Raw genomic sequence first — 25,753 nt, forward strand, 5'->3', positions numbered from 1 at the left:
GTCCTGGTTGCAATCGACGCGCCAGGCCCCTGGCCCCGATGCGCCGCCGCGCGCACATCCTCGTACCGAACCGGGGTTTAGTTGATCTGGCGCAGGAAGCCGCCCTGGCCAGCCGCCGACAATGGCTAACGAAACGCGCGCCCGAGCGGCGCATCCCCCAGGTAGCCCCCGATACCGAACATGCCCCAAACCGCCCCCCCTGCCGCTTCCGGCCTGCCGGCGCTGCGCCACCGCCTGTCCACGCGCATCATCTCGCTGTCGCTGGCGGTGCTGCTGGTCGTGTTGGGCATGATCGCCGGCACGCTGTGGCTGTCCTGGAAGCTCGAAGGCGCCGGCGCCGCCATCAACGACGCTGGCAGCCTGCGCATGCGCGCCAACCGCGTGGCGATCGAGCTGACGCTGGCGCAGGCGCGCCAGTCCGACGCGCTCGCGATGCAGGTGCAGGCGCTGGACGCCACGCTGGCCCAGCTGAAGAAGGGCAACCCGGCGCGACCGCTGTTCCTCCCCGACGAGCCCGCCATCCACGCGCAGATGGCGCGCGTCACGCAGGACTGGCAGCAGCAGCTGCGGCCGCTGGCGCTGCCGGGCGCGGGCCGCGCTGCCGCGCCGGACCAGTACATTGCCGCGCTGCCCGGCTTTGTCGCGCAGGCCGACCGCCTGGTCGGCATGATCGAGCACGACAGCGCGCGCAAGACCGACCTGCTGCGGCTGTCGCAGGCAGCGCTGGCCGCGATGGCGTGCGTGGGCACGGTGGCGGTGATCTACCTGCTCTACCTGTGGATCATCCTGCCGGTGCTGCGCCTGCAGGACGGCCTGCAGCGAATGGCCGCGCGCGAGTTCTCGCTGCGCCTGCCGGTGGAGAGCCGCGACGAGTTCGGCACGCTCAGCGAGGGCTTCAACCGCATGGCGGGCGAGCTGCAGGGCCTCTACCAGGACCTGGAGGCGCGCGTGGCGCAAAAGACCGCGGAGCTGGAGCGCCAGAACCGCGACCTGGAAACCCTGTACGACATGGCCGCCTTCCTGAACCAGGCCAGCGACGCCGAAGCCATGGCGCGCGGCTTCCTGGAACGCGTGATGCGCCAGTTCGACGCCGAGGGCGGCAGCGTGCGCGTGCTCGACAGCCGCCACGGCAGGATGCATCTGCTGGCGGCCACCGGGCTGCCGGCGTCGCTGGCCGATGCCGAAGCCTGCGCCGCGGCCGACGCCTGCCATTGCGGCGACGCCACGCGCGCGGCGGTGGTGGCCATCGCCGACCTGCGCACGGCGCTGCGCGGCGGCATCGCCGCCGGGGATGCAACGCCCTGCGCGCGCAGCGGCTTCCAGGCGCTGGCGGCGTTCCGCATCGAAAGCCAGCGCGGCGCCACCGGCGTGTTCGCGCTGCATTTCCGCGCGCCGCGCACGCTGCCGCCGTCAGACCGCCAGCTGCTGGAAACGCTGGGCCAGCACCTGGGCACCGCGCTGGAGCACCTGCGGCTGTCGGCCACAGCGCGCCAGCTCGCGGTGGTGGAAGAGCGCAACCTGGTCGCGCAGGGGCTGCACGACAGCATCGCGCAGGGCCTCAACTATCTGAACCTGCAGGTGCAGCTGCTCGACGCCGCGGTCACGCGCAACGACCTGGCCGAGACCCGCGAGATCGTGCCGATGCTGCGCCACGGCGTGGAAGAGAGCTACCAGGACGTGCGCGAGCTGCTGAACAACTTCCGCTCGCGCCTGGGCACCGGCGAACTGCGCCCGGCGGTGGAGGACACCGTGGGGCGGTTCCGCCGCCAGTGCCGCACCGAAGCCGCGCTCAGCATCGACGACGATGGCGCGGGCCGCCCGCTCTCGCCCGAGCAGCAGCTGCAGGTGCTGTTTATCCTGCAGGAGGCGCTGTCGAATGTACGCAAGCACGCCATGGCCGCGCACGTGACGGTGGCGCTCAGCCACGGTCGCGAGTTCCGCCTGGTGGTGCAGGACGACGGCGAAGGCTTCGATCCCGACGAGCTGGCCACGCGCGCCGATGCGCATATCGGCCTGAACATCATGCGCGAGCGCGCCGCGCGCCTTGGCGCGCAGCTGCACGTGCAGGCCGGCCCGGGGCGCGGCGTGCGCATTGAACTGATCCTGCCTGCCACGGCGCAAGCCGGCACCCGCCTCGATACCAAGACTCCCCAGACCACCGGAATCCAGCCATGACCATCCGCATCCTGCTGATCGACGACCACACGCTGTTCCGCTCCGGCATCCGCGCGCTGCTGCAACGGCAGACCGATTTCGAGATCGTCGACGAAGCCGCCGACGGCGTGGAAGGCATCAAGCGCGCCAAGCAGCACCGCCCCGACGTGATCCTGCTGGACCTGAACATGCCGGGACTGTCGGGACTGGAAGCGCTGCAGCTGCTGGTGGAAGACCTGCCGCAGACCGCGGTGATCGTGCTGACCGTGTCCGAGGAAGCCGAGGAACTGGCCGCGGCGCTGCGCAGCGGCGCACGCGGCTACCTCATTAAGAACATCGAGACTGAGGCGCTGATCGCAGGCATCCGCCGCGCCGCCGCCGGCGAACCGGTGATCTCCGACAGCATGACCGCCAAGCTGGTGGCGCAGTTCCGCGCGCCGGCACCGCTGGCCGTGCCGCGCCAGGACGAAGCCCCGCGCCTGACCGCGCGCGAGCGCGAGATCGTGCAGGGCCTGGCGCGCGGCGAAAGCAACAAAGAGATCGCGCGCGATCTCGGCGTGGCCGAAAGCACGGTAAAGATCCACGTGCAGAACATCCTGAAGAAGCTGAACCTGGCCAGCCGCGTGCAGGTGGCGGTCTATGCGGTCGAGCACGGGCTCACCGAAGCCGGCTGAGGCGCATTGCGCACTGCGCCGCCGTTGCGCCGCCATGTGCGGGACCTGCGAGCGCCACACCCGTTGTGCGCCGCGCCACGCGCCAGCCGTGGGGCCCCGGCGTCGTCCGATTCCTACACCGATTTCAGCCCTTGTCCGGAGGGACGTCCGCGTGCCTTGATCTACGCTGGATTCTGAGTAGTGGCCTTTTGTGCAAATCCCTGCGGGTCACTTCGGAACGGAAGCCGCGGCTTCCCCGATCCACGAACAAGGAGCACGCCATGGGCATCGGCACCATCCTTCTGATCATTCTTATCCTGCTGCTGGTCGGCGCGCTGCCGGCATGGCCGTACAGTTCCGGCTGGGGCTACTGGCCAAGCGGCGGCCTGGGCCTGATCGTCCTGATCGTGGTGCTGCTCGTGGTGCTCGGCAGGATATAGCGTCCTGGCTGGCCAGCGGGCGATGGGCCGGCACACACCCGCGCGTATGGCTGCGCAGCGGTGCCTGCTTGCAGGCTCCGCCCGCGCGGCCTATAACGAAGCGCGGGCATGTGCCGGCGCATCGCCTTCTTCTTCTCCACCGGTTTTTTCCACCCTTCGCAAGGAGACTGACATGCCAGCAAAATCCAAGGCGCAACAGCAGGCCGCGGGAGCGGCGCTCTCCGCAAAGCGCGGCGAAAAGAAGGCCGGATCGCTCAAAGGGCCTTCACGCTCGATGGTCAAGTCGATGAGCGAGAAGGAACTCGAGAAGTTGGCATCGACCAAGACCAAGGGCATGCCGAAGCACAAGTCGGAAAGCTGATCCGCGCAGGCCCGTTGCGTGGGCCGGCACGACAGGGGGCAGGCCATCGCGCCTGTCCCTTTGCATTTGTGGTGTGTCGCTCCGCGCAGGTTTTTCCCGCTTTTCTCCTCGTTATTATCCCTTCCGGCCGTCCGCGCGCCCCGCCTTTCCGTTGCCCGCGTCCTTCTCCTTGCCGGCGGCCGTGCCGTTGCGGCGTTTGCCCGCAGCCGCGCCGCAGTATCCCGGCAAGCGCCGGGCCTTGGCGCTACGCGCCAGCCGGATCGCCTCGGCCAGCGCCAGGCCGAAGCCGGCAATGCTGTGCATGTCCTGTTCCACCCGCTCGCGCAGGAAGCCGGCCCAGCAGAAGTCGCCGTAGGCATTGCCCGGCTTGCGGTAGGCCCCCGCCTCGCGTGTAAAGGCGGCGAGGCTGCGATAGGGGTCGTCGCGCATGCCCATCACGGTTGGCGGCAGCGCTTTCGGGCCCAGCAGCTTGCCGTGCTCGTCATAGGGGTGGACATGACCGAGCCGGCGCATGCGCTTCCAGAACGCCGACGCGCTCATGTGGCTGAGATCGCGCAGGATCTGCACCGGCGCCCACTCATACCCCAGTTCCACCCAGGCGCGCGCCCAGTGGTGGTGATCGACGATATAGAGGTCGCCGCCCGGCCCGGCGATGGTCTTCAGGCGATGGCGGCGCAGGAAGCGCCGCAGCGCGTCCAGGTCCTCGGGATCGGCGTGGCGCCGGGTCACCTCGATCTTGTGGTTGACATGGACGTAGCCCAGCGTCAGCTGGGTCGGGCGCAGGCGCGCCAGTTCGGCAATGGCCTTGCCGCGCAGCCGGCGCGGCGCCGCGGCGCGCTCCGTGCCGCTGCGCCTGGCTTCGCCGTCGTCTGCCGCGCCCGCGCGGCGCTCAGTCGTGCTCGACACGCTTGCGTTCGACGTAGTGCTCCAGCTCGCTGCCGGGGTCCTCGTTGCCGGTGCTCTGCTCGGCGACCGCTTCCCGGGCGAGCGGACGCGGCCAGAACTCGCCCTCGCCGTCCTGCACGGGCTCACCGTGCGTGGCAGGGTCGAAATCGGTCCACTGGCCGCATTCCCAGCTGCCCTGGGCACGCTCCACGTCGCTGGCGCCGGCTTCGCGCAGAACGTCGACCACGACCGAATCCAGGCCGTTGCTGACGCACGCGGCCAGCATGACGCCAGCCGCCGGCGCGGCGCCGTTGGCGCCCTGCCGCATCGACATGATCGATACGTCCCACACGGAGAACCCGCGCGTGAACAACGTGCGCGCCGCGTCTTCCGCGCTGGCGAGCGATTCAAAACGTCCGGCTACGATCGGTGACATGATGGCTCCCTGATATCGGCGAAGGTCGTGACTGGCCCCAGTCGCATTGCAAGAGCCACGCCCGCGCCGTGATGCAGCAACCCTGGCAACGCTTGCGGCGCGGTGCGGAGCATGGCGCACGCCGCCCGTGCAATATTTGCAAGCTCGGCCCCCGAACTACATGGGCGGGGCGCGGCGCCCGCGCGCCGGCCTCAACCGTTGACGACTTCCCCGCCGTTGATGTGCAGGATCTGCCCGGTGATGTAGCTGGCGGCGTCCGACGCCAGGAACACATAACCTCCCGCCACTTCGAACGGCTGCCCCGGGCGGCCCATCGGCGTCTTCTTGCCGAACTCGGCGACTTCCTCGGGGGTGAAGGTCGAGGGGATCAGCGGCGTCCAGATCGGGCCGGGCGCCACGCCGTTGACGCGGATGCCGCGCTCCACCACCTGCAGCGCCAGCGAACGCGTGAACGACACAATCGCGCCCTTGGTTGCAGAGTAGTCCAGCAAATGCTTGCTGCCACGATACGCGGTCACCGAAGTCGTGTTCAGGATCGACGAGCCGGACTTCATGTGCGGCAGCAACGCGCGGGTCAGATGGAATATCGCGAACACGTTGGTGCGGAAGGTCGCCTCGACCTGGTCGGCATCGACGTCTTCCAGCGATTCCTTGGGGTGCTGCTCGGCGGCGTTGTTGACCAAGATGTCGAGCTTGCCGTACTGCTGCAGCGTCTGCCGGGCTACGGCCTCGGCATGCGCAGGGTCGGCCAGGTCCCCGGCGATCGCCAGGCACTTGCGGCCGGCGGCCTCGACCAGTTCGACGGTCGCGCGCGCGTCGGTATGTTCATTGAGGTAGGCGATGGCGACGTCGGCGCCTTCGCGCGCGAACGCCACCGCGATGGCGCGGCCGATGCCGCTGTCGCCGCCGGTGACCAGTGCCACGCGGTCTTTCAGCCGGCCGCTGCCGACATAGTCATCCGCGCCGCTGTCCGGCTGCGGGCGCATGGGGGCTTCCAGCCCCGGCTGGCGGTCCTGGTGCTGGGGTGGAACGCGCTTGGGTGTGGAGGGTGTGGACATGGTTCTCTCCTGTCTGCGGGGGCATGCGCGGATACGCCAGCGCTACCCGCGAGGGCCTTTGCACGTGCTGCGCAAGTTCCATGCCGCGAACGGCAAGCCGCGGCCGTTCTGCCCGGCGGCGCGCACGCGCCAGCGCCGCCGCGCCTCGGCTGCGGCGGCGCCCGTAACCGTTACATGGCCCGGCAATCCTTACAGCGCGCCGCCGCCGCGCGCGGCCCGCGGCCAGCGGCGCAGCGGGGCACGGATTTTGCGGCCATTGCAGGCATGAACGTTCAGGCCCGCTTGCCGCAGCGCCGCACCTGCGATGCGGCGGCCGGCACGGGCCGCCACAGCCAGGAGGCACATATGTTCAACTTCCGCAATGACCGCGGCGGCCGCAGCCGCGGCAGCCACGAAGCGCAGCGCCGCGAAGGCGGCCAGCCGGAACGCCGGCGCGACGAGCGCCTGGGCAGCGGCTCGGAAGACTGGGGCCAGGAATGGGGCGAGGACTGGCGCGGCGAAGACATCGGTCAGGGCGCCCAGGGCAGCGCGGGGCGCGGCAGCCAGGCGTCGCAACGCGGCGGCGCGTGGTACCAGCAGGACACGCCGGCGGGCCAGCGCCGCGGCGGCTGGGGCGAACAGGGCTACGGCGCCGCGGATACCGGCGGCACCGGCCACCCGTACAGCAGCGGCTATGGCGGCTATCGCCCGAACCCGCAGGACAGCGGCTATCGCAGCCAGGAGCGCGAATCCGGCTATGGCTACCGCGACGAGGACCGCTTCGGTCCGCGCGGCCGCAGCAGCGACCTGGGCCCGCGCGATGAAGGCTATGGACGCGCACGCCAGGGCGCCGGCGAAGGCCGCGGCTGGCGCGGCGAGGACGAGCGGCGCGAACGCAGCGATTGGGGCGAACGCGGCGGCCGCGCGATGCACTGGCGTGAAGGTATGGAGCGCGATCGCGAGCAGCGCGCCGGCCAGCCCAGCTATGGCGGCGGCTACTTCGGCGATGCCGGCCGCGGCGGCCAGTCGTACAGCGGCGGCCAGCGCGTATATCCGGACGATCCCGGCTACCACCGGCGCACGCCCTATGCCGAGCAGGCCGGACAGGGCGGCCGCCACGCCGGGCGCCGCGCGGTCGGTCCCAAGGGCTACCACCGCCCGGACGAGCGCGTGCGCGAAGACGTCTGCGAACGCCTGGCGATGAACCCGTATATCGATGTCGGCGAGGTCACGGTGGAGGTCGCCAACGGCGTGGTGACGCTCGGCGGCACGGTGCGCGAGCGCCGCGAGAAATACGTGATCGAGGAGATCGCCGATGCGGTGTTCGGCGTCACCGAAGTGGATAACCGCCTGCGCGTGCAGCGCCAGTCCGGCAGCGCGTGGGCAGCGGGATCCGAAGTCGGCGGCGATGAAACCATGGGCGGCCGCAGCGGCAGCCTGGGGACATCAGGCACCGGCGGCACCGGTGGCAGCCCGAGCGGCACCGCCTCAGGCACCAGTCCCGCCGGTACCTCGCCGGACCGCACGCTGAACAAGAGCTGACCGTCAACCATGACGACGGGCGCGGCCCTGCCGCGCCCCCGCCCCCATGCCTCGCTCTCCACGCAAGCTCAGGCCCGGCAGCAAGCTGATGGTGCCGCTGGACGCCCTGCATCCCACCCAGATCACGGTCGGCGGCTACCACGTCGCGCAGAAGGTCCACACCACCCGGCGCGTGCCGCCGGAGGATCGCGCCGCCTTCCTGGACCGGCACCGGGTACACCTGGTGATCGGCCCGGAGCAGGCGCTGTACGTAGTCGATCACCACCACTGGGTGCGCGCCTGGCACGACCTGGGGCTGACCCACGTGCCCGGCCTCGTGCGCACCGATCTGAGCGACATGGACGTGCGCGCATTCTGGCGCCATATGGTGGCCAACCACATGGTCCACCCGTATGACGAGCACGGCCGGCGCCGGCCGCTCACAGAGCTGCCGGACGCGATCCACGACATGCGCGACGATCCGTACCGCAGCCTGGAGGCATTCGTGCAGCTGGCCGACGGCTACCGCAAGGTGAAGACGGCCTACCCGGATTTTCGCTGGGCGGACTACTTCCGGCGCACCTTGCCGGGGCCGTTCGACACGCAGCACCATTTCGCCATTGCCCTGGCGCAGGCGTTCCGGCTCGCGCATGCGGCGGCCGCGCGCGAACTGCCGGGCTATATCGGCCCGCTGCGCTGCTGAATCCGCATGCTGCGGGCGCTCACTTGCTGGCCCCGGAGGTTGTTTTCGCCAGCAGCTGCAGCAGCCGCGCCTCGTCCGCGCGCAGCCGCGTCGCCGACGGCGCCTTGCCGCGCGCCTGCAGCGCGCCGGCAAGGTAGGCGTCGATCACGTTCGGATGCACATAGCACTTGCGGCACACCGCCATGGTGTTGCGCAGCTGGTGCGCCACCTGGCGGATCGCATCCGCGACGGCCTTCTTGCGGGCCGTATCGCCGGCCGCTTCGGGCAGCTTGCGCAGGATCGCGAGCGCATGCACGCTGCCGGCCCAGGTGCGGAAATCCTTCGCCGTAAAGTCGCCACCCGTGACTTCCTGCAGGTAGGCGTTGACGTCGGCCGAGCCGATCTCGCGGATCTCGCCGTCGCTGTCGCGGTACTTGAACAGGCACTGGCCAGGCAGGTCGGCACAATTGCGCACGATGCGCGCCAGGCGCGGGTCATTGACCGAGACGTCGTGCGTGATGCCGCTTTTGCCGTTGAACTGGAAGCGCAGCCGGCTGCCGCGCACGGTCACATGGCGGCGCCGCAGCGTGGTCAGCCCATACGTGCGGTTCTGCCGTGCGTAGCGCGGCGAGCCGACCCGCACCAGCGTGGCGTCGAGCAGGACCACCACCGCGGCCACCACCTTCTCGCGTGGCATGCCGTTGCGCCTGAGGTCGCGCGCCGTGCGCGCCCGCAGCCGCGGCAGCGCGGCGCCGAAGGCCAGCAGCCTGCCGTACTTGTCGCTATCGCGCAGTGCCGCCCATCCGGCGTGGTAGACGTACTGCTTGCGCCCGCGCGCATCGCGCCCGGTGGCCTGCAGGTGCCCGCGCGGGTCCGGGCAGATCCACACCGATTCATAGGCCGGCGGGATCGCCATTGCGGCGATGCGCGCCAGCGTAGCGGCATCGCGCACGCGCTCGCCATCGGAGCCGATATAGCTGAAGCCGCTGCCCTGGCGGCGGCGCGTGATACCCGGCGCGCTGTCGTCAACATAGCGCAGCCCTGCATCGCGCAGCACGGTTTCGAGCGTGGCGGCAGCCTCGGTGGCCGGCAGCGTGCTGTCCATGCCCGTCTGCGCCTGGGCCCTGTGCTATTCCGCGCCGGCCGGCGGGGCACTCGCGCCCTCGATGGCGCCCGCCATGCCCAGCTCCTCGTCGGACTCCGGCGGCGCGGGCCGCGGCGTGGGTGGCACCGCGCGCTCGGCGCTGACCGGGCCGGCGCGCGCGCCGGTGATCATCTCGCGAAGCCAGTTGACCAGCAGGCTGGTGTAGGCGCGCTGGCTTTCCTCGTCAGTCAGGCCGTGGTCGGCGCCCTTGATCATGCGGTAGGTCATCGAATTGGCATGCAGGCAGGCGTCGACATAGCTCATTACCGCGGCGTGCGGCACCACCTGATCGCTCTCGGATTCGATCACCAGCACGTCGCCGGCGAAGGCGCAGCAGGCACGCAGCGCGCGGTTGCTTTGCGGGGGCACCACGCTGCGGCGATAGCTGACCAGGTCCTGTTCGCGATGCAGTTGGCGCTTGGGCAGGTCCCAGCCGGAATCCATGTACAGCGCCGGCGCGCGGAAGCCCATCCAGCGCACCGGGCGCAGGGTGGTCAGCAGTGCGGCCAGGTAGCCGCCGTAGCTGCTGCCCACCACCGCGATCGCGTTGCGGTCCACTTCGGGCTGGCGCACCAGCACATCGTAGGCCGCCACCACGTCGGCCAGGTTGCGCATGCGGGTGACGGTTTCGTATTCCGCGCGCGTACCGGCATGGCCGGTCAGGTCGAACGTCAGGCAGACACAACCCAGCCCCGCCACCTTGCGCGCGCGCGCCAGGTACTGCTGCTGGCTGCCGCCCCAGCCATGGACGAACAGCACCCCGGGCAGCTTGGTTTCAGGACTGATCAGGGTGCCGGCAATGGTGCCGCCCTCGGACTGTATCTGCAGGAGTTCTTCATGCGTTGCCATCGGATTCAGGCTCCAGTCGTGCGTATTTGGTCAGCGGACCGACATGGCGGTCCTCTCCCTGGAAATAGATCTCGGCATCGTCGGGCACCTGCACGCCGTTGCCGTACATCTCGCGCGTGGAGGCCACCACGCGCGTGCGCCGCGGGTCGTCGCGCAGCGCCGCCAGCGCCGCCAGTTCAGCGCCGGTCGCGCCGCCCACGCGCCAGGACTGCTCCAGCACGCCGCCCAGCACGCGCTCGCGGTCGGCGCTGCCGGCCGCAGGGCCGAAGGCCACGTCATAGTTGCAGCGCGACAGCACCATGTCGTCATAGCAGGCCAGCGCGGCGTCGTGGTACACCATCGCCGCGCGTACCGCGGCCTGCGTACGCGCATCGAACGGTTGCTGCAGCAGCGCGTCAAAGCCGCCGCGCACCACCGTCAGGGTCGAGCCGCCGTAGACCTGCTGGCCACGGTTGTTGGCCGTCAGCCCCTGCGTGCCGCAGTAGGCGGCGCGCAGGCCGGCCAGTTCCACCTGCCCCACGCTGTAAGTCTGGGGTGCGTCCAGGTCGCGCTCCAGCACCAGCCCGTGGGTTTCGACGATATCGGCCTGCATCGCGTCCAGCGCCTCGTCCAGCGCGCGCTCGCTGTCGACCACCCGCTGGCCCAGCCCACCGATGCCGCAGGGCTCCTTGAGCCGCACCGGTCCCAGCGCCAGCAGGCGCTTGCCGGCCAAGCGCGCATCGGCCACGGTGAACACGGTAAAGCCCGGCAGGGTCGCGCCAACCACGCGCTGCACGAAGCCCTCGCACCAGCCCTGTGGTGCCGCCGCGCCCGGTTCCACCAGGCCGTGCGTGATCGCCTTGGTAGCCACGAACGCATACGGCACCACGCCGCCAAAGAGGTCGCTCTCGCCCTGCACGCCGAGGCTGGCGGCGAGATCGGCGCCCACCAGCGTCTGCGCGGGCACCAGGTAGGGCGGGGGTTGCCCCGCGCCCGGCGCTGCGTAGGCGCCGGCGAAGGCGTAGCCCGCGATATCGGCCACCTTGCGCGCTATATTGGCAAGGGTCGTGCCAAGGTGGCTGTCGGCATCGCCCAGCGGCTCGCAGCCGTAGACCATGACGGTGCGGCCCGACGGCGATGCCGCGGCGGCCGTGCCCGAGCGTTTGCGCTTCGTTGCCTGGTTGGGATCGGACACGGCTGGCTCCTTGCTGGGTTGTGCGCAACGGCACGGGGTCGACGGCATGGCGAGCCCGGCGCGGGCCCGGCTAGGGACTGGCCACGGCGGTAGAACCGGCATCCGCCTGTACTGGCTCATCCTGCGCAGGCCTGCGGCGCGACGCGCGCGCCTGCAGCTTGGCGGCGTGGTTCTCGCGCGCTTCGTCCAGCGAATGGCTGCACTTTATGCCGTCCTCCTTGTCGGCCAGCTCGGCCAGGTGGCGGTAGAAATTGACCAGCTGGCGCAGTTCCTCTTCGTCCAGGTCTTCGATCGACACCAGCATGTTGCTGGCTTCGCGATGCGAGGCCAGCAGTTCGTTGAGCTTCAGATGAACCGCGACCGCGTCCTTGTTCTGGCTCTGCTGGATCAGGAACACCATCAGGAAGGTGACGATGGTGGTGCCGGTATTGATGACGAGTTGCCAGGTTTCGGAATAGCCGAAAATCGGCCCGGTAATGCCCCAGGCCACCACCACGCCGACAGCCAGCACGAACGCGGTGGGCGAGCCCGCCTGGCGCGTGGCGGCGCCGGCGAAGCGGTCGAACACATGCAGCAAGCGGGCATGTTTTCCGGACCCGGGCTGATGGCTGACGCCCGGCAGGTTTGGACTGTTCTTGCTCATCGTTGCGCTCCCGACATTGGACCGCCACGCGGCGGCATGCTGATTTCATTGTATGGAGCGCGGTGCCAAAGTGCAGCGGGCGCAGTCCTACAACGCGCGCTGCACTTGTACCGCCTTTGGCTTTCTCGGGGCTGCGGCACGGCTTTCCTTTCTACATCGGGTGATAAATCTTGCCGACGCCACCGGTGTACGGCGTGCAGCGCTCGCGTGCGCGGCGGCGCGTTGGCGTGAACTTGGCGGGAATGCTTCTTGCGCCGGTCACAGGCTACGCAGCGAAGGCGAGGTACGCCTCCCGTGTCCGATTCCAGCAAAGGAGCCCTGATGAACCGCAACGCCTCCTCAGCCGCCGATGACGAAGCCCTGCGCGTGGCGGTACGCGCCGAGATTGCCGCGGCCTTCGATGGCCGCTTTCCTGAAGGCGTCACGCTCGACGTGGTGGATCGCCGCGTGACCGTGCGCGGCTGCGTGGACGACATCGAGGTCTCGCAGCGCATCGAGAAGGCCGCTGCCGTCAGCGCGGGCCTGCTCGGCGTGCATAACGAACTGTCGCTGCGCTGGCAGCCCGCGCCTGAACCGCAGGGGCAGCCGCAGGACAGCGGCATGCATGCGGATCCCGCGCGCAAGCCTGCAGGACAGGTCAACCATAAGGTCTGAATGGAAGGGCTGAACGAAAAGGCCAGGCGCCGGATCCATGCCCGGCGCCTGGCCTCCCCCGGATGACCGCATCACCTACTTGCGGTCTTCCCACGGATCGTAGCGATCCGCTTCCCAATATGGCGAAATCCCGTAGTACTGGTGGATGCTGGTGGCCCACTGCGAGTCGGCCATGCTCGGCCAGTGGTCCTTGTCGAACCCCGGCGCGGCCTTGAGCCGGTCCTTCTCGACGCCAAGCACGAAACACTTGCGCCGCGTGTCGAGCGTCAGAGCCGACCACGGCAGGGCGAACAGCTTCTCGCCGATGCCCAGGAAGCCGCCCATGGCCATCACTGCGTAGGCCACGCGTCCGCCCAGCACGTCGATCATGATGTGGTCGATGGTGCCGATATCGTCGCCCGCGGGGTCAACCACCTTGTTGCCCTCGAGCGTATCGGCGGCCATCACGAATGGGCCGGGGCCCGGGGAATTGCGGTCGATGCCGCCGACGATCGATGCGCCGCGCGGCTGTTCGCCCGGGGATTCAGGTTGGACTGGATTCATGGACACCTCCGTTTTTGCCTTGGGATGGAAGGACGCCGGCGCTGGCATTGCCCGCGCCCGCACTGCGCTAGCTGTACTCGCGCGTTCTCGGGTTTTCCGCCGGCACCGGCGGCACGGTCGGATCGAAGTCGGCCCAGCGGCCGTCGACCCAGCGGCCATCGGCGCGCTCCACATCCTTGGCGCCGCCCTGGCGCAGCAGATCCGCCACCGCCGCCGGGCTCCCGCTGGCCACATGCGCGGCCAGCACCACGCCGGCGTTGCGCACCGGCGGCTGCCCGGTCAGCGGGTCGCGCCGCACGTTGCGCGCTAGCGCCAGTGCGCCGGCCAGCGACCCCAGATAGGCACCCAGGCCGACGGCAAACACCATCACCAGGATGGACAGCGGCGGCGCGGCCGACACCGCGGAAATCAACGCTGCGCCCACGGCCGCGCCCACCGCGGCGCCGATCAGCACCCCGGCCATGGCACCGATGCCGGACTTGCGCGCGCCGGCATCGGCAGCGTGGTCGCCGCCCAGCGGGTAGGCGGCGTGTTGTCCGGGCGGGTTGACGTAGAACAGGTTGAGGTCCTTGTCCGCAAATCCCTGCGCCTTCAGCCGGCTGGCCATGGTTTCTGCGGTGGAAAAGCTGTCGAAGCGGCCTGCAATGATGGCGGACATGCTGGCTCCTTTTCGTTCATCCGATGGATTCGGGCAACAGCGCGGCGCCGTGGCGCCGCGCTGCCGCGCATGGACTAAAGGTGGCTGACGTGCGCGCCTTCAGCGGCGGCCGGTCGAGCCCTTGCGCTGGCCGGCGGGCTTGGCCCCTGCGGGCTGCTGTTCGCTGCCGCGCTTGAGCTTCCAGTCGACGTCGTCGCGCGCGGTCTGCGTCCTCTTCTCGGCATGCATGGCCGCGCTTGGCGAGATCGGGTCGCTGGCGGGGAAAGTCATCTCCAGGGAGTCGTCGACCGCAGCCTGGTAGGTCTTCTTGCCTTCCTTGCGCTGCTTGTCCCCGGCCTTGGCGGTCATGCCGGTTTCGGCACGGCCGGCGCCTGCGCCAGGACTGGCCATGGCGGACTTGCCGGTCTTCGCGGCCGGCTTGGCAGCAGGCTTCGCGGATGGCTTGGCACTTGCCTTCGCGGCTGGCTTGGCGGCTGGCTTGGCGGCTGACTTCGCCGCGGGTTTCGCGGCCGGCTTTGCCACGGCCTTTGTAGCGGCCTTGGCAGCGGGCTTTGCGGCAGGCTTTGCGGCCTTCATCGCCGCGCCGCTCTTGCCGGCCTTGCCTGCGGAAGCAGCCGAAGCGCGCGAGCTGCGGGCGGCCTGCGCCTTGTCGGATTTCATGTCGGACTTCGCGCCGGACGACTTGCGGGCAACCTGCGCGGCCTTGTCGGATGGGCGGCTGGCTTTGGGCATGGTTGGGCCCTCCTTGGTTGAGTAACTTACCCATGCAAGGCGCGGGCCAGATGCCAGGCGGATGGCACATGCAGGCGGGAGCGGGTGCAGCGCCTGCCGTGGGGGCCGCCATGCTGCCGTGGGGCTGCGGTCAGGCTGCGGGGGGCGCGCCGCGCGCTGGCAAGCGGTACGCGTAGCGCGCACCGCACGCCTGTAAAAACTACATCGACATGGAAGCGTTATGAACGCACATTGAGCCCGTCATCGCGCCACGCGCAATCGCTCACCCGCCGCGCACTTGCCGCGGGAACCGGACCGCGATGCAGACGCTGATCCTGTCGCTCTCGCAGTTATCGCTTTCCGCGCTCAGCACGGCACCGTGCAGTTCCACCATGCGGCGGGTCAGCAGCAGCGCGGTGCTTTGCCGCGCCGGTGGGGCGCCATCCGCCGCCGGGGGCCGGCGGCCGAAGAAGTCGGTCAGTGCGGTCAGGCGGCTGGTGCTGCGCTGCTGGTCCAGCGGCGGGCTTTCGGTGATGCGCAGCTTGACGTGGTCGGGCTCGCCGGCAATCTTTACGGCGACCGTGCCGCCGGCCGGGGCGCGCCAGATGCAGTGCACCAGCAGGTGCCGCAGCAGCGGCGCCAGGCGCGCCGCGTCGGCGTCGACGACATAGGCCGAATTACCGGCGCCGTCGGTGGTCACCGGCGACAGCAGCACCCCGCGCGCCTCCGCCGCCGGGCGGCGATCGGCAATGGCCTGGGCCACGGCATCGAGCAGGTCGACCTGCTGCCAGCGCGGCACCGCCTCGTCGGCGAGCAGCCGCACCCCTTCTTCCATTTCCTCTATCAGCGCGAGCTGCTGCTGCATGCCGGCGCGAATGCCGTCCAGTGCGCGCTGGGCCGGCGCGGGTGCGGTATCGAAGGCGCGGTCCAGCACGTAGGCCCAGCTCTGGATGGCATTCAGGGAAGAACGCAGGTCGTGTGCTGACTGCTCGATCAGCGCGCTCACTTCCTGCACGCTTTGCACAGCCTGCCCGTCCAGCGAGGCGATAGCATCGCTGCCCGCGCCTGCAGGGCCAACGCCACGCAGGGAAGGATGGTCAGGGGCGTCCGGCATGCCGGATTGCAGCGGTTGCTCAGGCATCATCGTGTCGGCCAGGTTGGCTGCATTGGCTGAAGCAAGAAGCGTGCGGCACGGGGGCACCGTAGGCCACCGCGGCACGCGAACCGCCGCCACCGTTTGCCGGCACGCACGCCGTCACCCGGTGGCGGACGAACCGGTGTCGTTGCGCGAGGCACGCAACCACTCCGGCAATTCGCCACGGGCGGCATAATCTTCCAGCCGGTTGTACAAAGTCTTCAGGCTGATGCCCAGGATCTCGGCCGCATGCTTCTTCACGCCGGCGCACTGCTCCAGCGTGGCGAAGATCAGCTGCCGGTCGGCGTCGGCCAGCGACATGCCCACCGGCACCGATACCACCGCCGCGCCCGGCGCCTGCGTGGCCGCGACCTGCAGCGGCACCTGCACTTCGGTGATCAGGTCTTCGTCGGCCATGATGAAGGCGCGCTGCACAAAGTTGCGCAGCTCGCGCACGTTGCCCGGCCAGGCGTGCAGGCGCAGGCTCTCCAGCACATTGGGCGCGAAGCGGCGTTGCGTGCCCTGCTCGGCATTGAGCTGGTCCAGCATCAGGTTGGCGATCTGGATCACGTCGTCGCCGCGCGCGCGCAGCGGCGGCAGCTCCACCGGGAACACGTTCAGGCGGTGGAACAGGTCGGCGCGCAGCTTGCCGTCGGCCACCGCTTCTTCGGGGTTGCGGTTGGTGGCGGCCAGCACGCGCACGTCGGCATGGCATTCGCGGTTGGTGCCCACGCGCATGAAGGTGCCGGTTTCCAGCACACGCAGCAGCTTGACCTGCAGCTCGGCCGGCATTTCGGTGATTTCATCGAGGAACAGCGTGCCGCCGTCGGCGCGCTCGAAATAGCCCTTGTGCTGGCGATCCGCGCCGGTAAAGCTGCCGCGCTCGTGGCCGAACATCTCGCTTTCGATCAGCGTGGGCGAGATCGCGCCGCAGTTGACCGCCAGGAACGGCTGGCGCCGGCGCGACGAGAGCTCGTGCACGGTCTGTGCGGCCAGCTCCTTGCCGGTACCGCTTTCGCCGATCAGCAGCACGGTGGCCTCGGTGGGCGCCACGCGCGCGAGCTGATCATAGACCACCTGCATCACTTCGGAGCTGCCCATCAGCCGGCCGAAGCGGCCGTAGCGGCGCAGTTCGCCGCGCAGCGAATGGATCTCGGCGCGCAACTCGCCGGTGGTGGCCAGGCGCTTGAGCACGGTCTGCAATCGCGCCACGTTGATGGGCTTGACGAGGTAGTCGGTGGCGCCGGCGCGCAGCGCTTCCACGGCGCTTTCCACGCTGGCGTAGCCGGTGGTGAGGATCACCTCGACGCCGGAAGCGCCGACCTCGTCGAACAGTTCCATGCCGTTGCCGTCCGGCAGGCGCAGGTCCGCGACGATCGCGTCGGGCATGCGCCAGCCGATCTGCAGCCGGGCTTCACGCAGGGTGCCTGCGGTGGCGGAACTGAAGCCTTCCATGGCCACGATCTCGGCCAGCGCGGCGCAGGCGTTTTCATCGTCATCGACAATCAGGATGTGGGGCATACGATCCGTCAGTGAGACCTAATAGAGTCCTGAGCGCAACCCTGCGCGCGCCTGGCTCTCCGTGCACTGCGGTGGGAGTCTGGGGGCGGCTCCGGCCGGAGACAACGGGAACAAACCGCCGGCACGCTCCATGCGAGGCGTGGCTCGGCGGCAGGTACAGGCGACGGCACTGGCGCTGCACCGGGGGTTCTGCACTGCGTACTGCAAGTCTAAGCGCGGGCAGGCAGGGTCGTTGCCGGTGTCCGTCTGACACGGCTGTCGGAGCTTTCCGCGCCTGCCAACGCACGTCTGGCAAGGCCCCTTGGCAAAGGCTAGCATAGGAACTTCTCACCTTCCCGATGACTTCACTCGCCTCGCTGCGAGGCCTCCGAGGTGCCAGTGACCGTGACAGTGACTGCCAGCACACCGCGGCGCAGCAACGCCGCCCCCCATTCCAGCCACCCGGCCAGCGCGTCCGGGGGCGAGCCCGCGCCGCGTCGGGCGGTGCCGTCGCAGGTGACGCTGCTGTGGGAGAGCACCGCGCCCGCGATGCGGCGCCTGATTGCGCAAATCGAGCGCGTGGCGCCCACCGACGTCACCATGCTGGCGGTAGGGGAAAGCGGCTCGGGCAAGGAAGTGGTGGCGCGGGCCGTGCACGAGCGCAGCGCGCGCCGCAAGGGTCCCTTTATCGCCGTCAATTGCGGCGCGATCCAGCCCACGCTGATTGAATCTGAACTGTTCGGACATGAAAAAGGCGGCTTCACCGGCGCGATCGAACAGAAGGCCGGCTACTTCGAGCAGGCCCAGGGCGGCACGCTGTTTCTCGATGAAGTCACCGAGATGCCGCTGGAGATGCAGATCAAGCTGCTCCGGGTGCTCGAGGGCCGCACCTTTCACCGCGTCGGCGGCGACACGCTGATCGTCACCGATGTGCGCATCCTGGCGGCCACCAACCGCGATCCGGTCGAGGCCGTGCGCTCAGGCCACCTGCGCGAGGACCTGCTGTACCGGCTGGCAGTGTTCCCCTTGCATATTCCGCCGCTGCGCGAGCGCCCGGACGATATCGTGCCGCTGGCGCGCCATTTCCTGGCCGAATACAACGCCATGGAGCGCACCGACAAGGCGTTCTCGGCCGCGTCGCTGGACCGGCTGGTGCGCTACGACTGGCCGGGCAATGTGCGCGAGCTGAAGAACTCGGTCTACCGCGCCTTTATCCTGGCCGACAAGGTGGTGGAGATCGGCAACCCCAACCTGGCCACGCAGCCGCCGCGCCCGACCACCGTCGACGGCGTGGTCAATGTGCGCGTGGGCACCACGCTGGCGGACACCCAGCGCGAGATCATCATGGCCACGCTGGCGCGCTTTGGCGGCGACAAGCGCCAGGCCGCGCGCGCGCTCGGCATCAGCCTGAAGACGCTGTACAACCGGCTGGACGCTTACCGGTCGCTCTAGGACTGCTCGGGCGGCTGGCCCTTGCCCGCTGGCTGCGCCAGTGCCCGCGACAACGCATCGATCGCCAGCGGCTTGGTCAGGTGCGCATGAAAGCCCGCCAGCTGGCTGCGCCGCTGGTCCTCGGCGGTGCCGCGCCCGGTCAGCGCCAGGAACTGAACGCCGCGGTCCGCGCCCGCCTGGCGCATCGCCTGCAGGACTTCATAGCCCGACATGTCGGGCATCTCCAGGTCGAGCAGCACGCAGTCGGGGCGGAATTCGCCTGCCACCGCCAGCGCCTGCTGGCCGCCATGGGCCGCGCGGGCCTCGTGGCCGAGCAGGGATAGCAACTCCGCCATGCTGTCGGCCGAATCCGCGTTGTCGTCCACCACCAGCACGCGCCTGCGCGGCACCGTTCCCGGCGGCCGCGCGTCCGCCTGGGGCACGCGGCCGGTGACGCGCGGCAGGATCACGGTAAAGGTGCTGCCCTTGCCGGCGCCGGCGCTGTCGGCCTGGATCGCGCCGCCATGCGCTTCCACCACCGCCTTGGCCAAGGCCAGCCCGATGCCCAGCCCGCTGCCGCTGCCGGCCTCGGCTTCCTGCGCGAACAGGTTGAAGATGCGGTCCATTGCCGCGAGCGGCAGGCCCCGCCCGGTGTCCGACACGGCCGTGACCACGCGCGCCGGCTCCACGCTCACGCGCACGCTGACGGTGCCGCCGCGCGGCGTGTACTTGGTGGCGTTGCTGAGCAGGTTGAGCAGCACCTGTCCCAGCCGCGCCGCGTCGGCGCGCACATAGGGCGAGGTGACCGGCAGATCCACGACCAGTTGCTGGCCGGCGGCGTCCAGCATGGGCCGGATCGCGTCGATGCTGGCGGTCACAACATCGTTGTACGAAGTCGGCGTCAGCTCCATCCTCATCTTGCCCGCGGTCACGCGGCCGACGTCGAGCAGGTCGTTGACCAACCGCTCGAGCTGGTGCAGCTGCCGGTCGATGATCTCGGCGCAGTGGCGGATGCGGGTATCGGCGGTGGGCGTCAACGCAATCACCTCCACCGCGTTGCGCACCGGCGCGAGCGGGTTGCGCAGTTCATGCGCGAGGATGGCCAGGAACGCCTGCAGCCGGCGGTTGCCGGTTTCGAGCACCTCCAGCCGCAGCGTGTCGCTGAGGTCGCGCGCGGTCCACAGCAGGCCGTTGGGACAGCCACCGGCGTCGCGCACCAGCACCATGCGCGTCTGGCAGCGCACGATGGTGCTGTCCTTGCGTGCCACGCGCTCGTCGCCCGCCCACTGCCCGCAAGCGCGGGCAGCCTCCAGTGCCACCCGGTGGCACCCCGCGGCAGCGTCCTGGCTGGTGTAGAGCAGCGCCAGCGGCTGGCCCACGGCGTCGGCCTCGGCATAGCCAGAGAGTGCCTGCGCACCGACATTCCAGCTGCGGATAGTGCCGTCGAGGTCCAGTTCGCAGATCGCGGTGCCGGGCAGGCTATCGGCCAGCAGGCGCACGCGCGACTCGGCCAGCGCCGCGTGCTCGGCGGCCGCCTGCTGCACGGTGATGTCGCGGCAGGACATCACGAAACCGGTGGGCGCGCCCGTGGTCGCATCGCCGTTCGGCGACAGCGTGCCCGGCAGCTCCGCCGCGCCGATCGCCTGCATGACGCAGTCCGCCTGCAACAGGCTGCCGTCGCGGCGCACGCGCCAGCCCTGGTCGCGCGCACTGCCGGTTTGCGCGGCTGTGCGCTGCCATTGCTGCGGCAGGCCGGCGGCAATGTCATCGGGGCGGTGCAGGCAGGAAAAGTGGCGGCCGAGGATCTCGTCGGCGCTGTAGCCGAACACCTTGCGCGCGGTCTCGGGCCACAGCGCGATGCGGCCATCCGCATCGGTCTCGAACACGGCGCAGTCTTGCACGGCATCGAGCAGGCGCCGGTATTGGATGGCCTGCTGCGGAGCGGGATGGTCCGCCATGGTGTCCCCCGGTTCGCCAACGGGTGACGTGCGGACGACTTTTGCCGTTTGCGGCTCGGCCATGAGCGCACCTTCTGCGTATGTGGAGGTGGAAATCGGCAAGTCCCGGCCGGAACCGCGCGGCGCAGGGCCAAATGCCCGCCATTTGGCGGGCATCCGAGTCAATGATAGGCGCTCGCGGCCCATGCGCCACCCGTTCTGTGTCACAAGGCCACACCGCACCCGCGTTCAGGGGAGGGGCAGGAATCAAAAGAGGGAAAGCCCCGCGCGGGGAGGCTCCGCACGCGGGGCAGCGCGGCACCTAGCGCGAGCGCCGCAACTGGACCAGCGCGGCCACCGCGGCCGAGGCGCCGACCACCAGCGCGGTCGTGAGCATCGGGTAGCGCGCCGTGGTGGTGTACGGGCACGACTGCAGCGCGCCTTGCGTGCCGCCGCGCTCCTGCAGCCCGGTGCCGCTGCCGTAGAGCGCGTTGTCCTCGAGCGGCCCGGCCGGGTGGCGGGTCTGCTGCGCGCGGCCGATAAAGCGGCGCATAAAGCGGTCGAAGGTGTGCGGCGCGTGGTAAGCCGCCGCCGAGAAGGCCTTGGCGGCGGCGCCGACGAACAAATCGCGGCGCGGGTTCTCGGCCGCGAACAGGATCGCCTCGGCCGCCAGCGCCGGGTCATACAGCGGCGGCGGCAGGCGTGGCTCGACATCGAGGAAATTCTTGGCATGCCGCGCGAGCGGCGTTTCCAGGCCGGCGGGCTTGATCAGCGTCACGCTGACCGGTGCCTGCTCCTGTTCCAGTTCCACCCGCAGCGAATCGGTAAAGCCCTTGATCGCATGCTGCGAGGCCGCGTAGGCGCTTTGCAGCGGCAACGGGCCGTCCGACGCCTCGCTGCCCATGTTGATGATGGCGCCGCCGCACTCGCGCAGATGCGCCGCCGCGGCCAGCGAGCCGTGCACGGTGCCCCAGTAGTTGGTGTCGAACAGCCGGCGCTGGTCTTCCAGCGGCACGTCGCAGTGGCGCCCGAAGATGGTCACGCCGGCGTTGTTGATCCAGGTATCGAAGCCGCCGAACCGCTCGATGGCCGTCTGCGCCACCCGCGCGACATCTTCATGCTTGCCCACGTCGGCCGCCACGGTAATGACTTCGGTGCCATGCTCGCGCAGTTCTTCCGCGAGCTGGTGCAGCGAATCCTCGCTGCGCGCCACCAGCACCAGGCGCGCGCCCTGCTGCGCTGCCTTGCGCGCGGTGACCAGGCCCACGCCGCTGCTGGCGCCGGTCAGCACGATGACCTGTGAGCCGATCTTTTTCAGGGTTGGTTTCATCTGCCGCTTCCTCCTCGGATGGCCCCGGCACGACGCCGGGCATGCCTCTCGCTAGTCGCAAGGAGTGTTCCCGTCCAGTGCGCCACGGCGCACCGGTACAGGCGCAGCGAACGTCGCGCGACCGGCGCCGCAGAATTACAACGCCCGGTAAGAACCACATACCGCATCCCCGGCGCTCTGCACCTGTAGGACGGGCGCCGATTTCGGCCAAGCCATGTGCTGCCTAAGCTGGATGCATTCCCATGCAACCGGCAACAGCGATGGCCAAGACAACGCGGCAGGATCCGGGCGAAGGCCGCACCCCGGCAAAGCGCACCGGCAAGCGCGCCGGCACTGCCGCCGCCAAGGCGCCGCGTGCGGCTGCGCGCAAGGCGGCAGCCAAGTCCCCAACCAAGACCCCAATAAAAACCCCGACCAAGTCCGCCACCAAGGCAGCGGCCCCCGCGCGCAAGCGCACTGCCGGTGCGGCGCCCGCCGCGCTCGACAAATACCGCCGCATGCGCGACTTCGGCGCCACGCCCGAGCCCAGCGGCGCCGCGGCGCGCGCCCGGCCCGCGCCCCGCAAGCGCGCCGGCGAGCTGTCCTTCGTGATCCAGAAGCACGCCGCGCGGCGGCTGCACTATGACTTCCGCCTTGAGCTGGGTGGCACGCTGAAGAGCTGGGCGGTGCCCAAGGGCCCCAGCCTGGACCCGGCCGACAAGCGCATGGCCGTCCATGTCGAAGACCATCCGATGGACTACGCCGGCTTCGAGGGCGTGATCCCCGCCGGCCACTATGGCGCCGGCACGGTGATCGTCTGGGACCGCGGCACCTGGGTGCCGGTGGGCGACGCCGAAGCCGGGTATCGCGCCGGCAAGCTGAAGTTCGAGCTGCGCGGCGAGAAGCTGCATGGGCACTGGACGCTGGTGCGCATGCACGGCAGCCGGCAGAAGGCGCAGGGCGAACAGGATGCGTGGCTGCTGATCAAGGAACGCGACGAGGCCGCGGTGCCGGCGTCGGAGTTCGATGTGGTCGAGGCCATGCCTGACAGCGTGCTGGGTGGCACCGAACGCAAGGCCGCGGCAAAGCGCTCCACCACCGGCAAGGCAAAGCGCGCGCGGGAACCTGACGACGCGGAAGCCGCACCGACAGGCACCGCCTTGAAGGCCCTGAAGCCTCCGCACGGCGCCACACGCGCGGCGCTGCCGCTGGCGCTGGCGCCGCAGCTCGCCACGCTGGTGGAAAAACCGCCGTCCGATTCCCAGGCCTGGCACTACGAGATCAAGTTCGATGGCTACCGGCTGCTGGCGCTCATCGACGGCAAGGATGTGCGCCTGTTCACGCGCCAAGGCCATGACTGGACCACTAAGTTGCGCGCGCTGGCGCGCGACGTCGGCGCGCTTGGGCTGCCCGACGGCTGGCTCGATGGCGAGATCGTGGTGATCGGCAAGCATGGCGAGACCGACTTCCAGGCGCTGCAGAACGCCTTCGACACCTCGCGGGTGGAAGCGATCCAGTACTTCGTGTTCGACCTGCCGTACTTTGCCGGCCATGACCTGCGCAAGGTGCCGCTGGTGGAGCGGCGCGCGCTGCTGCGGCGGATCTTCGAGCACAACACCTCGGCGCGGCTGCAGTTCAGCGAGGACTTTGAAGCGGGCCCCGACGAGATGCTCGAGGCCGCCTGCCGCATGAAGCTGGAAGGTGTGATCGGCAAGCGCGCGGATTCGACTTATGTCAGCGCGCGCAGCAATACGTGGATCAAGCTCAAATGCACGCTGCGCCAGGAGTTCGTGGTGGCGGGCTTCACCGACCCCAGGGGCAGCCGCGAAGGCATCGGCTCGCTGCTGCTCGGCGTCCACGACAGCGGCGGGCGGCTGCGCTACGCCGGCAACGTCGGCACCGGCTTCGACACGCGCATGCTGGGCGAGCTGCGCAAGCAGCTCGACGCGCTGCGCGCCGATGACCCCCCGTTCGAAACGGTACCCGCCGGCGTCAAGGGCCACTGGGTGCGGCCAAAACTGGTGGCCGAGGTGTCGTTCGGCAACTGGACGCGTGAAGGCCGTGTGCGCCATGCCGTCTTCCATGGCCTGCGCAGCGACAAACCCGCGAGCGCGGTGTCGGTGGAACGCCCCGCCGAGCCTGCCGCGAAGGGCAAGGCCGCGGCAAAGATCACCAAGGAGACTGCCAAAGCCGTCAGCGAGAAGCCAGGGACCGGGGCAAAGACGAAAGCGGGCGCCGCGGGCAAGCGCCCCACCGCCGCCGGCGGCAAGGTCGCCATCAGCAATGCCGGGCGCGTGATCGACACCGACTCGGGCCTGACCAAAGGCGACCTGGTGCGCTACTACGAGCGCGCCGCGGCGCTGATGCTGCCGCACCTGCGCGGGCGCCCGATCGCGATGGTGCGCGCGCCCTCGGGCGTGGCCGGCGAGCAGTTCTTCCAGCGGCATGGCGACACGCTGCGCGTGGACGGCATCAACGTGCTCGATCCCGGGCTGTGGCCGGGGCATCCCGCGCTGCTGGAGATCGTCTCGGAACAGGCGCTGGTCGCGGCCGCGCAACTCAACGTGGTGGAGTTCCATACCTGGAACGCCAGCAAGCGCAGCATCGACCGGCCCAACCGCATCATCTTCGACCTGGACCCGGGTGAAGGCGTGCCGTGGTCGCAAATGCAGGAGGCCGCGGCGCTGATGAAGGCGCTGCTCGACGAAGTGGGCCTGGCCAGCTTCCTGAAGACGAGCGGCGGCAAGGGCCTGCACGTGGTGGTGCCGGTCACGCCGCGCGCGGGCTGGGACGAGCTCAAGGACTTTGCGCAGGACGTGGTGCGCCACGTCGCCGCCACCATCCCGCAGCGCTTCGTTGCCAAGAGCGGCGCGCGTAACCGCGTAGGCAAGATTTTCATCGATTACCTGCGCAATGGCCTCGGCGCCACGACGGTGGCGGCGTTTTCCGCACGCGCGCGGCCCGGGCTGGGAGTGTCGATCCCGGTCTCGTGGGAAGAACTCGACATGCTGGAAAGCGCGGCGCAATGGACCGTGGCCAACGTCGAGCCAAGACTGGAAGCGCTGGAGAAGGACGACCCCTGGGCGGACTACGCGGGCACACGCCAGGCGATCACGCGGGCAGCGGCAAGGCTCGGCCAGGCGCGTTAGCGATGCCGGGCAAGCCCCGGCTCGTGGCGCAACAGGTGGCTTCAACATCGAGCGGCACATTTCTTGCCATCTTCCGCTCCGTGAACACACCCGAAACGGGTGCATCCCGCGGCACTGCCAGTAGTGCCGACGACACGGAATACAGGAGGACGCTGCCATGGGCCGACTTGCCATTCCCCGGACGATACGTGCCGCCCGCGCGGCGGATGCCTCCCCGCCGCGTAGCAGCCGCGCACTGCGCCGGTTGCTGGTGTCCTGCGCGATGCTGTCATTCGCGGCCTGCCCGGTGCAGGCGCGCCTGCCCGCGCCTACGCCTGAGCAGCAAGCCGCTGCGGAGAGCAAGAAGACCAAGGAGGCCGAAGCGGCCAAGCTGCAGGCCGACGCGCTCGCGCGCGTCCAGGACCAGCTGGCCGCTCGCTTCGGCAAGGGCAGCAGCGGGGGCGGCACCACCGAAGCCGGCAAGATGCCGCAGAAGGCGGCCGAGGCGCCGGGCACCGCTGGCCCGCATGGCGGCACCGCGCCAAGCGCGGAAGCCCATAGCGGCGAAGCCGCGCGCAAGTGAGCAAGCCAGGCACCGGAGGGCTTCGTGACAAGGAATGATGACCGCAAGCGGCCCACGCGCCGCCTGCCGGCACGCCTCTTGCCAGTGCCACGCAATGACGGCCTCAGTGAAGACCGCGGCCATGCGGACGCCAAAGGGGGAATGAAGATGGATCACTTCTGTACGTATGTAATTGCTACAACCAG

The 25,753-nt window shown here is 69.8% G+C and carries 24 protein-coding genes; 10 read left to right on the forward strand and 14 right to left on the reverse strand.

Features of this window, described 5'->3' with window-relative positions:
- Positions 1-180: 180 nt before the first annotated feature.
- From K307_RS17740 to K307_RS17750, 4 genes are all read left to right on the forward strand, one after another.
- Positions 181-2,175, forward strand: coding sequence for a type IV pili methyl-accepting chemotaxis transducer N-terminal domain-containing protein (locus K307_RS17740; RefSeq protein WP_042880039.1), 1,995 nt, complete (start codon positions 181-183; stop codon positions 2,173-2,175).
- The gene (locus K307_RS17745; protein WP_042880041.1) at positions 2,172-2,828 is read left to right on the forward strand and encodes a response regulator; all 657 of its coding nucleotides are present in this window, start codon (positions 2,172-2,174) and stop codon (positions 2,826-2,828) included. The genes K307_RS17740 and K307_RS17745 overlap by 4 nt, the downstream gene beginning before the upstream one ends.
- Before the next feature lie 260 nt (positions 2,829-3,088).
- Positions 3,089-3,247: a DUF3309 family protein gene (locus tag K307_RS46240; RefSeq protein ID WP_022539625.1), complete on the forward strand. Its 159-nt coding sequence runs from the start codon at positions 3,089-3,091 to the stop codon at positions 3,245-3,247.
- Between the two features lie 172 nt (positions 3,248-3,419).
- A complete protein-coding gene (locus tag K307_RS17750; RefSeq protein WP_042880043.1) occupies positions 3,420-3,608 on the forward strand; it encodes a DUF3008 family protein in 189 nt (62 codons plus the stop codon).
- A 114-nt stretch (positions 3,609-3,722) separates the two neighbouring features.
- On the opposite strand, the gene K307_RS17755 is transcribed toward K307_RS17750, so the two are convergent.
- From K307_RS17755 to K307_RS17765, 3 genes are all read right to left on the reverse strand, one after another.
- Entirely contained in the window at positions 3,723-4,514 is a 792-nt protein-coding gene (locus tag K307_RS17755; protein ID WP_080745058.1) for a ParB/Srx family N-terminal domain-containing protein, read from the reverse strand.
- Positions 4,498-4,929, reverse strand: coding sequence for a hypothetical protein (locus K307_RS17760; RefSeq protein ID WP_042880044.1), 432 nt, complete (start codon positions 4,927-4,929; stop codon positions 4,498-4,500). The genes K307_RS17755 and K307_RS17760 overlap by 17 nt, the downstream gene beginning before the upstream one ends.
- 191 nt (positions 4,930-5,120) lie before the next feature.
- Complete coding sequence (locus tag K307_RS17765; RefSeq protein WP_042880045.1) at positions 5,121-5,987, reverse strand: SDR family oxidoreductase; 867 nt, start codon at positions 5,985-5,987, stop codon at positions 5,121-5,123.
- A gap of 264 nt (positions 5,988-6,251) precedes the next feature.
- Here K307_RS17765 and K307_RS17770 point away from each other — a divergent pair, with 264 nt between their 5' ends.
- Together K307_RS17770 and K307_RS17775 are read left to right on the forward strand one after the other, a co-directional pair.
- Positions 6,252-7,508, forward strand: a complete 1,257-nt coding sequence (locus K307_RS17770; protein ID WP_230625736.1) for a BON domain-containing protein — start codon at positions 6,252-6,254, stop codon at positions 7,506-7,508.
- A 46-nt stretch (positions 7,509-7,554) separates the two neighbouring features.
- On the forward strand, positions 7,555-8,190 hold the full coding sequence (locus K307_RS17775) for a ParB-like protein (RefSeq protein WP_042880048.1): 636 nt from the start codon (positions 7,555-7,557) through the stop codon (positions 8,188-8,190).
- A gap of 19 nt (positions 8,191-8,209) precedes the next feature.
- On the opposite strand, the gene K307_RS17780 is transcribed toward K307_RS17775, so the two are convergent.
- The 4 genes from K307_RS17780 to K307_RS17795 all read right to left on the reverse strand — a co-directional run bounded on the left by K307_RS17780 (position 8,210) and on the right by K307_RS17795 (position 11,979).
- Positions 8,210-9,274, reverse strand: coding sequence for a DNA topoisomerase IB (locus K307_RS17780; RefSeq protein WP_042880049.1), 1,065 nt, complete (start codon positions 9,272-9,274; stop codon positions 8,210-8,212).
- Positions 9,275-9,298: 24 nt separating this feature from the next.
- Positions 9,299-10,162 (reverse strand): alpha/beta hydrolase family protein, encoded by an 864-nt coding sequence (locus tag K307_RS17785; RefSeq protein ID WP_042880050.1) that lies wholly within the window; start codon positions 10,160-10,162, stop codon positions 9,299-9,301.
- Entirely contained in the window at positions 10,149-11,336 is a 1,188-nt protein-coding gene (locus K307_RS17790) for a DUF3182 family protein (protein ID WP_042880052.1), read from the reverse strand. The genes K307_RS17785 and K307_RS17790 overlap by 14 nt, the downstream gene beginning before the upstream one ends.
- Positions 11,337-11,406: 70 nt before the next feature.
- Positions 11,407-11,979 carry a low affinity iron permease family protein gene (locus K307_RS17795; protein ID WP_051974948.1) on the reverse strand — a complete coding sequence of 191 codons (573 nt, stop codon included), beginning with the start codon at positions 11,977-11,979 and terminating at the stop codon, positions 11,407-11,409.
- 321 nt (positions 11,980-12,300) lie between these two features.
- On the opposite strand from K307_RS17795, the gene K307_RS17800 reads away from it, so the two are divergent.
- Positions 12,301-12,633, forward strand: coding sequence for a BON domain-containing protein (locus K307_RS17800; protein ID WP_042880054.1), 333 nt, complete (start codon positions 12,301-12,303; stop codon positions 12,631-12,633).
- Between the two features lie 75 nt (positions 12,634-12,708).
- Here K307_RS17800 and K307_RS17805 read toward each other — a convergent pair whose 3' ends face one another.
- From K307_RS17805 to K307_RS17825, 5 genes are all read right to left on the reverse strand, one after another.
- Positions 12,709-13,176 carry a PRC-barrel domain-containing protein gene (locus tag K307_RS17805; protein ID WP_022539638.1) on the reverse strand — a complete coding sequence of 156 codons (468 nt, stop codon included), beginning with the start codon at positions 13,174-13,176 and terminating at the stop codon, positions 12,709-12,711.
- Between the two features lie 67 nt (positions 13,177-13,243).
- Entirely contained in the window at positions 13,244-13,834 is a 591-nt protein-coding gene (locus K307_RS17810) for a hypothetical protein (protein WP_042880058.1), read from the reverse strand.
- A gap of 99 nt (positions 13,835-13,933) precedes the next feature.
- The gene (locus K307_RS49540) at positions 13,934-14,566 is read right to left on the reverse strand and encodes a hypothetical protein (protein WP_230625738.1); all 633 of its coding nucleotides are present in this window, start codon (positions 14,564-14,566) and stop codon (positions 13,934-13,936) included.
- A 262-nt stretch (positions 14,567-14,828) separates the two neighbouring features.
- On the reverse strand, positions 14,829-15,659 hold the full coding sequence (locus K307_RS17820; protein WP_042882234.1) for a sensor histidine kinase: 831 nt from the start codon (positions 15,657-15,659) through the stop codon (positions 14,829-14,831).
- A 141-nt stretch (positions 15,660-15,800) separates the two neighbouring features.
- A complete protein-coding gene (locus tag K307_RS17825; protein WP_042880060.1) occupies positions 15,801-17,201 on the reverse strand; it encodes a sigma-54-dependent transcriptional regulator in 1,401 nt (466 codons plus the stop codon).
- 384 nt (positions 17,202-17,585) lie between these two features.
- Here K307_RS17825 and K307_RS17830 point away from each other — a divergent pair, with 384 nt between their 5' ends.
- The gene (locus K307_RS17830; protein WP_042882235.1) at positions 17,586-18,632 is read left to right on the forward strand and encodes a sigma-54 interaction domain-containing protein; all 1,047 of its coding nucleotides are present in this window, start codon (positions 17,586-17,588) and stop codon (positions 18,630-18,632) included.
- On the opposite strand, the gene K307_RS17835 is transcribed toward K307_RS17830, so the two are convergent.
- Positions 18,629-20,632, reverse strand: a complete 2,004-nt coding sequence (locus K307_RS17835) for a PAS domain-containing hybrid sensor histidine kinase/response regulator (RefSeq protein ID WP_042880062.1) — start codon at positions 20,630-20,632, stop codon at positions 18,629-18,631. The two genes, K307_RS17830 and K307_RS17835, sit on opposite strands and share 4 nt — an antisense overlap.
- Positions 20,633-20,870: 238 nt before the next feature.
- A complete protein-coding gene (locus K307_RS17840) occupies positions 20,871-21,878 on the reverse strand; it encodes an SDR family oxidoreductase (protein WP_042880064.1) in 1,008 nt (335 codons plus the stop codon).
- Positions 21,879-22,138: 260 nt separating this feature from the next.
- Between K307_RS17840 and ligD the strand changes: the two genes are divergently transcribed.
- A complete protein-coding gene (gene ligD / locus K307_RS17845; RefSeq protein WP_042880066.1) occupies positions 22,139-25,006 on the forward strand; it encodes a DNA ligase D in 2,868 nt (955 codons plus the stop codon).
- A gap of 157 nt (positions 25,007-25,163) precedes the next feature.
- Complete coding sequence (locus tag K307_RS17850) at positions 25,164-25,568, forward strand: hypothetical protein (RefSeq protein ID WP_042880067.1); 405 nt, start codon at positions 25,164-25,166, stop codon at positions 25,566-25,568.
- Positions 25,569-25,753: the final 185 nt, after the last annotated feature.

The sequence above is a fragment of the Cupriavidus necator A5-1 genome, from assembly GCF_000744095.1.
GTDB lineage: Bacteria > Pseudomonadota > Gammaproteobacteria > Burkholderiales > Burkholderiaceae > Cupriavidus > Cupriavidus necator_A.